Source organism: Hephaestia mangrovi (genome assembly GCF_019880555.1).
Lineage (GTDB): Bacteria > Pseudomonadota > Alphaproteobacteria > Sphingomonadales > Sphingomonadaceae > Sphingomonas > Sphingomonas mangrovi.
The window spans coordinates 571,595-584,033 of the sequence record NZ_JAINVU010000003.1 but is presented as its reverse complement, the minus strand read 5'-3'; the positions used below and the strand labels follow the sequence as shown (position 1 = coordinate 584,033).

Genomic DNA, 12,439 nt, shown 5'->3' with positions numbered 1-12,439 from the left:
TCGGATTCGACACGATCAATGACTTCTTCCGTCCCCCGTACCGCGTCAAAACCCTTCGCCGGCGTCGAGCTCGGCGGCACCAAATGCGTCGCCATCCTCGCCGCCGGGCCGGGCGCGATCCTCGACCAGCGTATTGTGCCGACCACCGTGCCGGACGAGACGCTTCCCGCGCTCGGCGCGATCCTCGGTGAATGGGCCGGCGGCCCCGGCTTCGCCGCGCTCGGCATCGCCTCGTTCGGGCCGCTCGACCTCGATCCGCATTCGCCGCGATACGGCCGGGTTCTGGCGACCAACAAGTCCGGCTGGTCCGATGCCGATGTGCTCGGCCGACTGTCGGCGCCGTTCGACGTGCCGACCGGCTTCGATACCGACGTCAACGGCGCCGCGCTTGCCGAGATGCGCTGGGGGGCGGGCCGCGGCATCGACGATTTCGCTTATGTCACCGTCGGCACCGGCGTCGGCGTCGGTCTTGTCGTCCACGGGCGGCCGACGCGCGGCATCGGCCATAGCGAGATCGGCCACCTGCGCGTGCCGCGCTATCCCGGCGACTCGTTCGAAAGCGTCTGCGGTTTCCACGCCGATTGCATCGAAGGCCTGGCGTCGGGCACCGCGCTCAAGGCGCGCATCGGCGATCGCGCGGTGGCGGACGTGTCGGTCGATGATCCCGTCTGGGCGCCGATCGTCGATGCGCTCGCCGCGATGTGCCACGCGCTGGTCTGCTCGACGGGGCCCATGCGGATCGCGATGGGCGGCGGCGTGATGACCGCGCAGCCGCACCTCATTCCGGCGATCAACGCTGCGCTGAAGCAAAGCCTGGCCGGCTACATGGCCCTGCCGGTCGAGGATTATGTCGTCGCGCCCGAACTCGGTGATCTCGCCGGGCCGCTGGGCGCGATCGCCGTCGCCGCGTCAGCAGCCGAGGGGCATGGCATCACCCGGATGGCGGCGGAATAATCCCGGTTCAGCCGTGCCGAACCGGGGGGCGGCGCCGAACGCTTCAGCTCGTCTCGCCCGATGCGCCCGATGAAATATCGGGCAGCGTCGCCTGGTCGACGCCGTCGGCCGGGCCGCCGGCGAGGATGAACCGCCGGTCGCAATAGCCGCAATCGACATAGCCGTGCTCGTCGATCTCGAGGAACACGCGCGGATGGCCCAGCGCGGCGGGCAGGCCATTGCCGGTGCCGTCGCAGGCGATGCGGCGGTGGGTGACGCGGATCGTTTCGGGCGGCGGTATCATGGCAAGGTCGATAGCAAGCGCGGGCGCGCGGAGCAATTCCCGTTGTGCGCCGCACATCGAGGCTTGGCGCCTGCGCGTGCGGCGCCTAGATGCCTAATCATGACCGACGCCGCGATCGCCATCGACCAGCTCAACAAGATATATGAGGGCGGCAAGCAGGCGCTGTCCGACGTGTCTTTCGAGGTGCCGCGCGGCTCGATCTTCGGGCTGCTCGGCCCCAATGGCGCCGGCAAGTCGACGCTGATCAACATCCTGGCGGGTCTCGTCAACAAGACGAGCGGCCGCGCCTCGATCTGGGGCTTCGACATCGATCAGCATCCCCGCAACGCCAAGGTGTCGATCGGCATCGTCAACCAGGAAATCCTGTTCGATCCGTTCTTCACGCCGTTCGAGACGCTGGAGATCCAGGCCGGCCTGTACGGCGTGCCCAAGGACAAGCGCCGCTCGATGGAATTGCTCCGCGCGGTCCATCTCGAAGACAAGGCGCGCGCTTATTCGCGCACGCTGTCGGGCGGCATGAAGCGCCGGCTGATGGTCGCCAAGGCGATGGTCCATTCGCCGCCGGTGCTGGTTCTCGACGAGCCGACCGCGGGCGTCGATATCGAGCTGCGCCAGCAATTGTGGACCTATGTCCGCGGCCTCAACCAGGCCGGCGTCACCGTCGTTCTCACCACCCATTATCTCGAAGAAGCCGAGGAATTGTGCGATCGCATCGCGATCATCAACCACGGCAAGGTGATCGCCAACGAGCCGACGCGCACGCTGGTCAACATGACGCAGGAAAAGCTCGTCGAGGTGACGGTCGATCGCGATGTCGCCGCAGCTCCCGCCAATCGCTGTTTCGAGAAGATCGAGGTCAAGAGCGATCGCGTGCTGGCGATCACCTACGCCAAGGACAAGGTCAACGCCGGCGAGGTACTCGCGGCGGTGCAGGCCGATGGCTATGGCATCGTCGACGTGACGACGCGCGAGGCCGATCTCGAGGACGTGTTCCTGAACCTCACCCGCGCTGCCAACGCAGCGTGATGTGATCGCTCAGTGGCTCGCCGCGGCCGAGGTCGTCAGGCGATCGTAGAACACCTGGTGGCTGAGAAGATCGGCCCGCGTATCGAGTTCGCCGGCCTCGCCCGCCGAAACGCCGTCGTCGGCATAGCGCGTGGCCATCGCGTCGAGCGCCGCCGCGGCGCGATGCAGCCGCCGCGCCTCGGCATGGCTCAATTGCCCGCTCTTGCGGCCGGCGCGGATCGAGCGGTCGATCTTTTCCACCTGGCGATGCGTGTCTGTGGTCCGCGATACCGATGCAGCGGCATGCGGTTCGTTGATCCCCATCCAGCTCTGCGCCGCCGCTGGACCGGCGACCGTCATCGCGCCCAATGCCGCCAACGCCAGGATGCGGCCGCGCGTCACGTCGCCAGGCTCGGAAACGCCGCCTTGAACGCCGCGACCTTGGGCTTGTCCCAATGGACGATATAGGGGTGCGTCGGGTGGCGGTCGTAGAAATGCTGGTGATAGGCCTCGGCCGGATAAAAGGTGCCGCTCTCCACCCGCGTCACGATCGGCGCCTTGAACGCATGGGCGCGCTGCAATTGCGCGATATAGGCGCTCGCCACCGCTTGTTGCGCGCGATCCTGCGGGAAGATCGCCGAGCGATAGCTCGGGCCGCTGTCGGGGCCCTGCCGGTTGAGCTGGGTGGGATCGTGCGCCACCGAGAAGAACACGCGCAGCAACGTGCCGTAGCTCACCTTTTGCGGATCATAGACGATGCGGATCGCCTCGGCATGGCCGGTGCGCTCGGTCGAGACGGCGGCGTAATCGGCGGTGGTGCGCGTGCCGCCGTCATAGCCGGCGGTCACCGAGGTGACACCTTTCACATGCTCGAACACCGCCTCCATGCCCCAGAAGCAGCCGCCGGCAAGCACCGCCGTGGCCTTGTGGCCGGTGGCGGGAACGTCGTGCGCGGGGGCGGGGATCGCGACCGCGCGTTCGGCATTGGCGGTGCCGGCGAACAGGCTGCCGAACGCGGCAAGCCCGGCCAGGCCGGCGGTGGCGACGATCAGACGCGTCATAGTCAGTCCCGTATCGGCGCGCGCATCACGCGCGGGAAAGCGGGATCTTTACCGATAGATAGATGAACGGGGGCTGAGGGAAGCCTAGCCGGCGACGGTCTGCTCGACCGGCGCGTGCCGCAAATTGTGCGCAACGGCGCCCGGATGCAGCGCGACGACGCCGATCGCGCCGAGCACGAAGCCGCCGAGGAACCGCCGGAAGAAGCTCGATTTGAACACGTCGCGCATAACTCTATTCCACAAAAACCCGATTCGATCGCTGCGGCGCAGCATATAACGGGCCGTCGGCCTGCCACATCGCTGCCCGGAGTCGCGATTTCAAGCGCGTTTTACGAAACGCTGCCTTAACGAATGATGGACCGTGCGTTCATCGCAGCGCAGCACAGGCGCGCTGGATGCGCTCGCATGCCTCGGTCAACAGCGCTTCGGATGTCGCGTAGCTGATGCGCATCGCCGGGGACAGGCCGAAGGCGACGCCCGGCACTGCGGCGACCTTTGCGTCTTCCAGCAGATAGGCGACCAGCGCCGAATCGCCGTCGATCGTCTCGCCGCCCGGGGTCATCTTGCCGATCAGCCCCGACAGGTCTGGATAGACGTAGAACGCGCCTTCGGGCGTCGGGCAATGCACGCCGGTGATCTGATTGAGCATCGACACCACGAGGTCGCGGCGGGACTGGAACGCGGCGGCGCGCTCTTTCAGGAAAGACTGGTCGCCGTTCAGCGCGGCGGTCGCCGCGGCCTGCGCGATCGAGCAGGGGTTGGAGGTCGATTGCGACTGCAGCTTGGCGATCGCCTTGATCAGCGCCGCCGCGCCGCCGGCGAAGCCGATCCGCCAGCCGGTCATTGCATAGGCCTTCGAGCAACCGTTGACCGTCAGCGTGCGGTCGTAGAGCGCGGGGCACACCTCGGCGATCGTCGCGAAGCGGAAATCGTCATAGGTGATGTGCTCGTACATGTCGTCGGCGAACACCCAGACGTGTGGATGCCGCTCGAGCACCTCGCCCAGAGCCTCCAGCTCGGCGGCGGTATAGCCCGCGCCGGTCGGGTTCGACGGCGAATTGAGGATCAGCCACTTGGTCCTGGGGGTGATCGCCGCCTCCAGCTGGTCGGGCAGCAGCTTGTAGCCCTGCGAGGCGCCGCACGCGACGAACACCGGGGTGCCGCCGGCGAACTGCACCACGTCGGGATAGCTCACCCAATAAGGCGCCGGCACGATCACTTCGTCGCCGGGATCGACGGTGGCGACCATCGCGTTGAACAGCGTGTGCTTGCCGCCGACGTTCACCGTGATCTGCGCCGGCGTATAGTCGAGGCGGTTGTCGCGCTTGAACTTGGCGGCGATCGCTTCCTTCAACTCGGGCGTGCCGTCGACATTGGTATATTTGGTCTTGCCCGCGCGGATCGCCTCGATCGCCGCTTCCTTGACGAAATCGGGCGTGTCGAAATCGGGCTCGCCGGCGCCCAGGCCGATCACATCGACCCCGGCGCGCTTCAATTCCATCACCTTGCTGGTGATGGCGAGGGTCGGGGACGGCTGGATGCGGCCGAGCGCGGCGGAGGTCTGCATGATGTAAGGCGCCTGTCCTGGAGGGAGGATGCGGTCGCGCCTATAGCCGCTGCCCCTTCGCGACTGCAACCGCCGGAATCAGTCCGCGCAGCGCATTGCCGATGAAAAAGCCGTCGGTCAGGTCGCCCGGCGTCAGATCGCCTTCCACCGCGCGGCCGCTCTCGATCAATTCGGCGCGCAGCACGCCGGGCAGCAGCCCGCGCGACAGCGGCGGCGTGATCAGCATGTCGTCGCGCCGGACGAACAGGTTGGTGAAGCTCCCCTCGGTCATGAAGCCGTCGCGGTCGATCATCGCGATGTCGAAGGTGCCCGCCGCGGCGCGTGCGTCGTTATAGAAGGTCCGGCGGCTGGTCTTGTGCGCGAGGCGGAAATCGCGGGGGTCGGCCGGGTGCCGCACCAGCGCCACCTTGACCGGCCCCGGCGGGGTCGCGGGCATCGCCGACACCTGGATGGCGACGGCGCCGCTCGGTGCCAGCAGCAGCCGGATGCGGCGCGCGGTGCGCAGGCGGAAGGTCGCGGCCTGCAATTCGTTGCGCGTGGCATGGCGATCGAACGGATAGCCGAACTGAAGCGCGCTCGCCTTCATCCGCGCCAAATGGCGTTCGAGCAGGGGAATGCCTTCATCGGGATCGAACGCCATCGTCTCGATCAGGTCGAACGGCCCTTGCCCGGCGGCGACGAACGCGCCCTTGGCCAGGCATTCGGCCCATTCCTCGCCGGCCCGCGAATCGGCCACCACGCCCGATCCCAGCCCGAACCGCGCGACAGCTGGTTCACGGATCGCCAGCGTCCGGATCGCGACGTTGAATATCGCGTCGCCATCGGCGTCGATGCGGCCGATCGCCCCGGTATAGATGCCGCGCGGCTGCCCCTCGATCTCGGCGATCACCTCGCTTGCGCGGATCTTGGGCGCGCCGGTGATCGAGCCGCAGGGGAACAATGCTGTAATCACGTCGATCGCGTCGCGCGCCGGGGCGATTTCGGCGGTTATGTCGGAAACCATCTGGTGCACGGTCGGATAGGTCTCGACGCGGAACAGGGCGGGCGTCTCGACGCTGCCGGTGGCGGCGACCCGCGACAGATCGTTGCGCAACAGATCGACGATCATCAGATTCTCGGCGCGTTGCTTGGCGTCGTCGGCAAGCCGCGCGATCGCGGCGCGGTCGGCGTCGGGCGTCGCCGCGCGGGTGGCGGTTCCCTTCATCGGCCGCGCGAGCAGTCGCCCGCCGTCGAGCCGGAAGAACAATTCGGGGGAGAGCGACAGCAGCGTCTCGCGCCCGGTCGCGATCAGCGCCCCATAGCGCGCCTGCGCCTGTCCACGCAGCCGGGCGTAGAGCGCCAGCGGATCGCCGACGAAGCGCACCTCGGTCGGGAAAGTCAGGTTCGCCTGATAGATATCGCCCGCCGCGATCAGTTCGGCGACATGGGCGAATTGGCCGTCATAGGTCTCGCGGCCGATCTGCGGCGCCGGTGCCGCGGCCCAGGCCGCGGCGGGATCGGGCAGCAGCAGCGGCAGGTCGCCGCGCGCGATCGTCTCGAACCGCGCGAACAAGCCAAACCACACCAGCGGCTCGTCCGGCATGCCGGCGATTGCGAGCCGCGGCTCGATGCCGTTGCCCGCTTCATAAGCCAGGAACCCCGCCGCGTGCAGCCCGGCGCGCTGGCCTGCGCGCACTGCCTCCAGCGCCGGCATCACCTCGGCGGCCGTGCGCGCCTCGATCACGCGCACCGGCGCGCGATAGAGCCGCGCGCCCGCCCCATCGGGCGCGGCATCGTCGAGCAGGACGAACGGGGCGGCGGCATCGAGCTGCATTCTTGACGCCAGATGCACTGCACTGGGCCCTCGGGGCAAGCCCATGCTTGCCGCGCCGCGCGGCGCTGCCTATCCACCAGGGCTATGTCGACTCCTCCGCTCCGTGCCGCGATCGTCCCCGTCACGCCGCTCCAGCAGAATTGCTCGCTGATCTGGTGCACGCGCACGATGCGCGGCGCTTTCGTCGATCCCGGCGGCGATCTGCCCAAGCTGAAGGCGGCGATGGCCGAGCACGGCGTCACCGTGGAGAAGATCATCCTCACCCATGGTCATATCGATCATTGCGGCGAGGCGGGCGTGCTGGCGGCGTCGCTCGAAGTTCCGATCGAAGGTCCGCATCAGGCCGATCGCTTCTGGATCGCGCGGCTCGACGAGGATGGTCGCCAATGGGGAATCGCCGGGCAGGTGTTCGAGCCCGATCGCTGGCTCAACGAAGGCGATCAGGTCACTGTCGGTGATCTGACGCTCGATGTCTATCACACCCCCGGACACACGCCGGGCCATGTCATCTTCCATCATCGCGAATCGAAGCTCGCGCTGGTCGGCGACGTGTTGTTCGCCGGCTCGATCGGCCGCACCGATTTCCCGATGAGCGATCATGCCGCGCTGATCGACGCGATCGTCACCAAGCTCTGGCCCCTGGGTAACGACACCGCCTTCATCCCCGGCCACGGCCCGCCGAGCACTTTCGCTCGCGAACGGCAATCCAATCCCTTCGTCGGCGATACCGCGCTGGCGGGCTGACGCGCTTTCCTACACGGCTGCGTTCTGCTAACGTTCCACCCGCTCCTTGAATCGTCGATCGCTCGCGCCTGCCGGAAGCGATGCCTCGCGCGTAGCGGTGTGACCTTCCGTGACCTTCGCCTTGTTTCGGCCGTTTTCAGCCCTGCGGCGGCCCGACCTCGATCGTGTGCGGCTGGCCGCCGGCACCCTCGGTCAGCGGGGTGATCACCGCATAGAGCCCCAGCCCGGCGAGCAGCAGCACGGTCACCGAAGCGCCGGTCATCCGGCACCACCGCACGCCGTCCATGCCGAACGGATGCAGCACGCGGGCGATCAGGAAAGCGACGCTGGCGATCCACAGCCACAGCGACGGCCCTTCGGTCAGCTCGATCAGCCCGATCAGGATCAGGATGAAGGGCGCATATTCGACGAAATTGGCCTGGGCCCGCATCCGCCGCACCAGCCTTTCGTCGCCGCCGTCGCCGACGAACACGCCCGAGGCGCGGCGTGCCTGCCCGATGCGGAACGCGAGCCACACGTTGATGAGCGCCGCGCCCCCCGCCGTCACCAGCGTGATCGGCAATTCGGCCAGTCCCATCATGCGTCCTCTCCCTCGATCATGTCTGCGGCCTTGCAACCGCTGCGAAAACCGCTATAGCGCGCCCCTTCGCGAAGCGTCCGGCCGCTCGAGCCCTTCCGCGGCCCCGAACGCCGCCGGTTGCGTCTTGAGCCGACCGGGCCTAACGCGGTCCTGATCCAGATTTATAGTGAAGGCAAGGTGCCGAAATGGCCGTCCCTAAGAGAAAGACTTCGCCCTCCAAGCGCGGCATGCGCCGGGCCCATGATTCGTTGAAGGTCGAGGCGTTCCAGGAATGCCCGAACTGCGGCGAGCTGAAGCGCCCGCACAATTTGTGCCCGGCGTGCGGCCATTATAACGGCCGCGAGATCGTCTCGGTCGAGGGCTGATAAGCCCGATCTGAAGCAGCGGAGACCAGCGCGCGTGCCAGACAGCTCCCGGATCGCCGTCGATGCCATGGGCGGTGACGAAGGGCTGGAGGTGATGCTCGCTGGCGTTGCGCGCGCGCGCCGTCGGTTCGAGGGGATGAAGTTCATCCTCGTCGGCAATGAGCCGGCGATTCGCGACGGGCTCAAGACCCACCCCAATCTCACCGCGCATTCGGAAATCGTCCATGCGCCCGACGTGGTCGGGTCGAGCGACAAGCCGAGCCAGGCGATCCGCCGAGCCAAGTCGACCTCGATGGGTGTCGCCATCGATATGGTCAAGCAGGGCCGCGCCGGCGCCGCCGTTTCGTCGGGCAACACCGGCGCGCTGATGGCGATGGCCAAGCTCGCGCTGCGCACGATGCCGGGGATCGATCGCCCCGCGCTTGCCGCGATGCTGCCGACTCTCGGCGATAATGACGTCGTGGTGCTCGATCTCGGTGCCAATACCGAATGCGATGCGCGCAATCTCGTCCAGTTCGCGGTGATGGGCGCGGCTTATGCGCGCACGACGATGGATCTCGCCAGCCCTCGCGTCGCGCTGCTCAACATCGGCACAGAGGATCAGAAGGGCACGGACATCATTCGCGATGCCGCCGCCACGCTGCGCGCGGCCGATCACCTGCCGCTCGATTTCACCGGCTTCGTCGAGGGCGACCGTCTGTCGCGCGGCGATGTCGACGTGATCGTGTGCGACGGCTTTTCGGGCAATATCGCACTCAAGACCGCCGAGGGCACCGCGCGTTTCGTCGCCGATCTGCTGCGCCGCGCGTTCCAGAGCTCGACGCGCTCGAAGCTCGGCTTCCTGATTTCCCGGCCGGCGACTGATTTGCTGCGTCACCATCTCGATCCCAACAATCACAACGGCGCGGTTTTCCTCGGCCTCAATGGTCTGGTGGTAAAGAGCCATGGCGGCGCCAATGAGCTTGGTGTCGCCACCGCGATCGGCCATGCAGCCAAGATGGTCCGCGATTCGTTGACCGAGAAGATCATTGCCGATCTCGCCAATGTCAGGGCCGCTGCATGATTCGCGCCGTCATCACCGGAACCGGTTCGGCCTTGCCGGCGCGCCGTGTGTCCAATGCCGAACTCGCCGAAACCGTCGATACGTCTGATGAGTGGATCGTCGAGCGCACCGGCATCCGCTTCCGTCACATCGCGGGGCCCGAAGAAACCACCGCGACGCTCGGTGCGGACGCGGCCAAGGCGGCACTGGCAGCGGCCGGCGTGGTTGCGCGGGACATTGATCTGATCGTGCTCGCCACGGCGACGCCGGACCAGACCTTTCCGTCGTCGGCCACCAAGGTTCAGCACCTGCTCGGCATCGACGATTGCGTCGCGTTCGATGTCGCGGCGGTCTGTTCGGGCTTTCTCTATGCCGTGCAGGTGGCCGACAGCATGATTCGCGCGGGCTCCGCTCGGCGCGCGCTGGTGATCGGCTCGGAGACGTTCAGCCGCATCCTCGACTGGGAAGATCGCGCCACCTGCGTCCTGTTCGGCGACGGCGCCGGTGCGATCGTGATCGAGGCGCAGGAAAGCGACGTGCAGCATGGACGCGGCGTGCTCGCCACCCGGCTGCACGCCGATGGGCGCCACAACGAACTGCTCTATGTCGATGGTGGGCCCTCCACCACCGGCACGGTCGGCAAGGTCCGCATGAGGGGGCGCGAGGTGTTCCGCCATGCCGTGGTCAATCTCGCCACGGTGCTCGAGGAAACGCTTGCCGCCGCCGGCCTGTCGGTCGCCGACATCGATTGGGTCGTGCCGCATCAGGCCAACGCCCGCATCCTCGATGCGACCGCGCGCAAGCTCGGGCTCGGCGCCGACAAGGTCGTCGTCACCGTCGATCAGCATGCCAACACCTCGGCCGCCTCCGTCCCCCTCGCGCTCGACACGGCGGTTCGCGACGGACGGATCGAACAAGGCGATCTCGTCGTTCTGGAAGCGATGGGCGGCGGCTTCACTTGGGGAGCGGCAGCCGTTCGATTTTGATACGGCCGCGACGGCCCTAAAGGGTCTTTGTGCTTGGCCTGCATTGTGTTACTTCTATGACAGCTTTTGCACGGAAAGGGATCGCATGGCGACTGCCGGGACATTGACGCGGGCTGATCTGGCCGAATCGCTGCACCGCAAGGTGGGGCTGTCGCGCGCCGAGTCCGCGGATCTCGTCGAGCAGGTTCTCGGCCATATGTCCGATGCGCTGGCCAAGGGCGAGAACGTCAAGATTTCGGGTTTCGGCACCTTTGTCCTGCGCGACAAGGGGGAACGGATCGGCCGCAATCCGAAGACCGGCGTCGAAGTGCCGATCGCGCCGCGCCGCGTGCTCACGTTCCGCGCCAGCCAGATGATGCGGGACCGCATCGTCGAGGCTGACTGAGGCGACCGATGACGGATGCGGGCGGCAAGGACGCGAGTGCCTTCCGCACGATCGGGGAGGTCGCGGAAGAGACTGGCCTTGCGCAGCATGTCCTGCGCTATTGGGAAACGCGCTTTTCCGAGCTTCGGCCGCTGCAGCGCGCCGGAAACAGGCGCTATTATCGGCCCGATGACGTCGCGCTGATCCGGCGCATCGACCATCTGCTCAATCGCGACGGCTATACGATTCGCGGGGTTCAGAAGCTCCTCGCCAGCGAAACGCGGTCACCGGGAGAGACTGTAGCCGACGAAGGCTCGCTGCTTGCCTCGTTACAGGCCGTCCGCACCATCATCGCGCGCGCTCTCGCCGACGATCGTGGCTGATCGCCTCGGCGTGATCGCGGCGCTGGCCGGGCTGGCGCTGCTCGCTGCCTGCCATGCGCCACGCACCGACAATCGGATATCGCCGACGCCCGAGGCGAATCGCGTCGCTGCCCCGCACTCTCCCGATGCCGGGGCATTTGCGACGCTGAGCGCCTATGTGGGGCACTATCCATTCGACAAAGTGAATGGCACCAGCTTCCTCGATCAGCCTTCGGTCATCGCAGCGGTGGATCGGCTGGTGTCCGATGGTCGGATAAGGGCGCTCGTGCTCGGCGGCGATGGACCGGGAACCCCGGTCGCGCCGCAGGCGGGCAAGCTCATTGCCTGGGGGTGCGAGACGCACAATTGCGGCGATCACGATTGGACGGTGTCGATCGCGCCGGATGGGTCCGATCCCTCGGTTTGTTATCACGATGCGGCAACGATGCGGGCGCGGTCGCGTTGGTATCTCGCACCTGATCGTGTTGAAATGCGCGACGGCGATTGCCCGAGCAGCTGAGCTCGGCCATTCTCTTGTTGATGATGTTGGATTTCTAGGAGCCGTCATGCTCGAACATGTGCCGCGCTGGCTCGGCGCCGCGATGAAGGGCATGCGTGCCGGCGCCGACAAGCTGGCGATCGTCCAGCCCGCGCTCGGCGGCCGGTTCGATGCGATCGAACTGATGAGCCCGGCCTTTGCCGATGGCGCGCGCTTGCCGCCGCGGTTTACCGCCGATGGCGCGGGCGTGTCGCCGCCGCTGGTCTGGGGCAATGTCCCCGAGGGAACGTCGAAGCTGGTCCTGCTGGTCGAGGATGCCGACGCGCCAACGCCGGCGCCATTGGTCCACGCCATCCTGTGGGGCCTGCCCGCTGATGAGCGCCGCATCGAGGAAGGGGCCATCGTCGCCGACGGCGCGGGGGCGGCGAACGGGCGCGATGTCGGCCGCAACTCGCTGCGGCGCGAGGGATGGCTGCCCCCCGATCCGCCGACCGGGCATGGCGAGCATCGCTATGTGTTTCAACTGTTTGCGCTCGATGCCGAGGTCGCGGATCCGGGCGAGACACCGCGGCGATCGGCGCTGATCAAGGCGATGAGCGGGCACGTTCTGGCGGCCGGCCTGCTGATCGGTTGTTATTCGCGGGGTGAACTGACCCCGGGCGCGCGCGGCGGAGCGGCGGTGCTGAGACCTGCCTGAGCCGCCGCCTGGGCTCAGCCGAACAGGCTGATGCCGAACGCGGCGCTCTGGCCGGCGAGAATCAGGGCGGTGGTGGCGAAGGCGGCGAGGCCGAGGGCGAAGCTGCGAGCCATGATG

Annotated in this window: 17 protein-coding genes; 10 read left to right on the top strand and 7 right to left on the bottom strand. The window is 67.3% G+C overall.

What is annotated here, in order from left to right:
* Positions 1-18 precede the first annotated feature (18 nt).
* A complete protein-coding gene (locus tag K7G81_RS10185; protein ID WP_223030628.1) occupies positions 19-954 on the top strand; it encodes an ROK family protein in 936 nt (311 codons plus the stop codon).
* A 43-nt stretch (positions 955-997) separates the two neighbouring features.
* On the opposite strand, the gene K7G81_RS10180 is transcribed toward K7G81_RS10185, so the two are convergent.
* Positions 998-1,237, bottom strand: a complete 240-nt coding sequence (locus tag K7G81_RS10180) for a zinc-finger domain-containing protein (protein WP_223030627.1) — start codon at positions 1,235-1,237, stop codon at positions 998-1,000.
* Positions 1,238-1,336: 99 nt separating this feature from the next.
* On the opposite strand from K7G81_RS10180, the gene K7G81_RS10175 reads away from it, so the two are divergent.
* Positions 1,337-2,263: an ABC transporter ATP-binding protein gene (locus K7G81_RS10175; RefSeq protein WP_223030626.1), complete on the top strand. Its 927-nt coding sequence runs from the start codon at positions 1,337-1,339 to the stop codon at positions 2,261-2,263.
* Between the two features lie 9 nt (positions 2,264-2,272).
* On the opposite strand, the gene K7G81_RS10170 is transcribed toward K7G81_RS10175, so the two are convergent.
* From K7G81_RS10170 to pabB, 5 genes are all read right to left on the bottom strand, one after another.
* Positions 2,273-2,644: a hypothetical protein gene (locus K7G81_RS10170; protein WP_223030625.1), complete on the bottom strand. Its 372-nt coding sequence runs from the start codon at positions 2,642-2,644 to the stop codon at positions 2,273-2,275.
* Positions 2,641-3,303 (bottom strand): peptide-methionine (S)-S-oxide reductase MsrA, encoded by a 663-nt coding sequence (msrA, locus tag K7G81_RS10165; RefSeq protein WP_223030624.1) that lies wholly within the window; start codon positions 3,301-3,303, stop codon positions 2,641-2,643. Before msrA ends, K7G81_RS10170 begins: the two co-directional genes overlap by 4 nt.
* Before the next feature lie 84 nt (positions 3,304-3,387).
* Positions 3,388-3,531, bottom strand: coding sequence for a hypothetical protein (locus K7G81_RS10160; protein WP_223030623.1), 144 nt, complete (start codon positions 3,529-3,531; stop codon positions 3,388-3,390).
* A gap of 139 nt (positions 3,532-3,670) precedes the next feature.
* On the bottom strand, positions 3,671-4,870 hold the full coding sequence (locus tag K7G81_RS10155; RefSeq protein WP_223030622.1) for a pyridoxal phosphate-dependent aminotransferase: 1,200 nt from the start codon (positions 4,868-4,870) through the stop codon (positions 3,671-3,673).
* A 40-nt stretch (positions 4,871-4,910) separates the two neighbouring features.
* Positions 4,911-6,683: an aminodeoxychorismate synthase component I gene (pabB, locus tag K7G81_RS10150; protein ID WP_223030621.1), complete on the bottom strand. Its 1,773-nt coding sequence runs from the start codon at positions 6,681-6,683 to the stop codon at positions 4,911-4,913.
* An 84-nt stretch (positions 6,684-6,767) separates the two neighbouring features.
* Between pabB and K7G81_RS10145 the strand changes: the two genes are divergently transcribed.
* On the top strand, positions 6,768-7,427 hold the full coding sequence (locus tag K7G81_RS10145) for an MBL fold metallo-hydrolase (protein ID WP_223030620.1): 660 nt from the start codon (positions 6,768-6,770) through the stop codon (positions 7,425-7,427).
* Between the two features lie 136 nt (positions 7,428-7,563).
* On the opposite strand, the gene K7G81_RS10140 is transcribed toward K7G81_RS10145, so the two are convergent.
* Positions 7,564-8,004, bottom strand: coding sequence for an MAPEG family protein (locus tag K7G81_RS10140; RefSeq protein WP_223030727.1), 441 nt, complete (start codon positions 8,002-8,004; stop codon positions 7,564-7,566).
* A gap of 188 nt (positions 8,005-8,192) precedes the next feature.
* Here K7G81_RS10140 and rpmF point away from each other — a divergent pair, with 188 nt between their 5' ends.
* The 7 genes from rpmF to K7G81_RS10105 all read left to right on the top strand — a co-directional run bounded on the left by rpmF (position 8,193) and on the right by K7G81_RS10105 (position 12,322).
* Entirely contained in the window at positions 8,193-8,372 is a 180-nt protein-coding gene (gene rpmF / locus K7G81_RS10135) for a 50S ribosomal protein L32 (protein WP_223030619.1), read from the top strand.
* A gap of 34 nt (positions 8,373-8,406) precedes the next feature.
* Entirely contained in the window at positions 8,407-9,435 is a 1,029-nt protein-coding gene (gene plsX, locus K7G81_RS10130; RefSeq protein ID WP_223030618.1) for a phosphate acyltransferase PlsX, read from the top strand.
* On the top strand, positions 9,432-10,400 hold the full coding sequence (locus K7G81_RS10125) for a beta-ketoacyl-ACP synthase III (RefSeq protein WP_223030617.1): 969 nt from the start codon (positions 9,432-9,434) through the stop codon (positions 10,398-10,400). The genes plsX and K7G81_RS10125 overlap by 4 nt, the downstream gene beginning before the upstream one ends.
* A gap of 85 nt (positions 10,401-10,485) precedes the next feature.
* Complete coding sequence (locus K7G81_RS10120; protein ID WP_223030616.1) at positions 10,486-10,785, top strand: integration host factor subunit alpha; 300 nt, start codon at positions 10,486-10,488, stop codon at positions 10,783-10,785.
* Between the two features lie 8 nt (positions 10,786-10,793).
* Positions 10,794-11,147 carry a MerR family transcriptional regulator gene (locus K7G81_RS10115; RefSeq protein WP_223030615.1) on the top strand — a complete coding sequence of 118 codons (354 nt, stop codon included), beginning with the start codon at positions 10,794-10,796 and terminating at the stop codon, positions 11,145-11,147.
* Positions 11,140-11,646, top strand: coding sequence for an Ivy family c-type lysozyme inhibitor (locus K7G81_RS10110; protein WP_223030614.1), 507 nt, complete (start codon positions 11,140-11,142; stop codon positions 11,644-11,646). The genes K7G81_RS10115 and K7G81_RS10110 overlap by 8 nt, the downstream gene beginning before the upstream one ends.
* Before the next feature lie 46 nt (positions 11,647-11,692).
* Positions 11,693-12,322: a YbhB/YbcL family Raf kinase inhibitor-like protein gene (locus K7G81_RS10105; protein ID WP_223030613.1), complete on the top strand. Its 630-nt coding sequence runs from the start codon at positions 11,693-11,695 to the stop codon at positions 12,320-12,322.
* Positions 12,323-12,439: the final 117 nt, after the last annotated feature.

What these genes read in the sequence shown, in the direction of transcription:
- K7G81_RS10185 (WP_223030628.1), top strand. Translation starts at nt 19, where the DNA reads ATGACTTCTTCCGTCCCCCGTACCGCGTCAAAACCCTTCGCCGGCGTC.
- pabB (WP_223030621.1), bottom strand. Translation starts at nt 6,683, where the DNA reads ATGCAGCTCGATGCCGCCGCCCCGTTCGTCCTGCTCGACGATGCCGCG.
- K7G81_RS10145 (WP_223030620.1), top strand. Translation starts at nt 6,768, where the DNA reads ATGTCGACTCCTCCGCTCCGTGCCGCGATCGTCCCCGTCACGCCGCTC.
- K7G81_RS10180 (WP_223030627.1), bottom strand. Translation starts at nt 1,237, where the DNA reads ATGATACCGCCGCCCGAAACGATCCGCGTCACCCACCGCCGCATCGCC.
- K7G81_RS10155 (WP_223030622.1), bottom strand. Translation starts at nt 4,870, where the DNA reads ATGCAGACCTCCGCCGCGCTCGGCCGCATCCAGCCGTCCCCGACCCTC.
- K7G81_RS10105 (WP_223030613.1), top strand. Translation starts at nt 11,693, where the DNA reads ATGCTCGAACATGTGCCGCGCTGGCTCGGCGCCGCGATGAAGGGCATG.
- K7G81_RS10175 (WP_223030626.1), top strand. Translation starts at nt 1,337, where the DNA reads ATGACCGACGCCGCGATCGCCATCGACCAGCTCAACAAGATATATGAG.
- K7G81_RS10140 (WP_223030727.1), bottom strand. Translation starts at nt 8,004, where the DNA reads ATGGGACTGGCCGAATTGCCGATCACGCTGGTGACGGCGGGGGGCGCG.
- rpmF (WP_223030619.1), top strand. Translation starts at nt 8,193, where the DNA reads ATGGCCGTCCCTAAGAGAAAGACTTCGCCCTCCAAGCGCGGCATGCGC.
- K7G81_RS10160 (WP_223030623.1), bottom strand. Translation starts at nt 3,531, where the DNA reads ATGCGCGACGTGTTCAAATCGAGCTTCTTCCGGCGGTTCCTCGGCGGC.
- msrA (WP_223030624.1), bottom strand. Translation starts at nt 3,303, where the DNA reads ATGACGCGTCTGATCGTCGCCACCGCCGGCCTGGCCGGGCTTGCCGCG.
- K7G81_RS10120 (WP_223030616.1), top strand. Translation starts at nt 10,486, where the DNA reads ATGGCGACTGCCGGGACATTGACGCGGGCTGATCTGGCCGAATCGCTG.
- K7G81_RS10115 (WP_223030615.1), top strand. Translation starts at nt 10,794, where the DNA reads ATGACGGATGCGGGCGGCAAGGACGCGAGTGCCTTCCGCACGATCGGG.
- K7G81_RS10125 (WP_223030617.1), top strand. Translation starts at nt 9,432, where the DNA reads ATGATTCGCGCCGTCATCACCGGAACCGGTTCGGCCTTGCCGGCGCGC.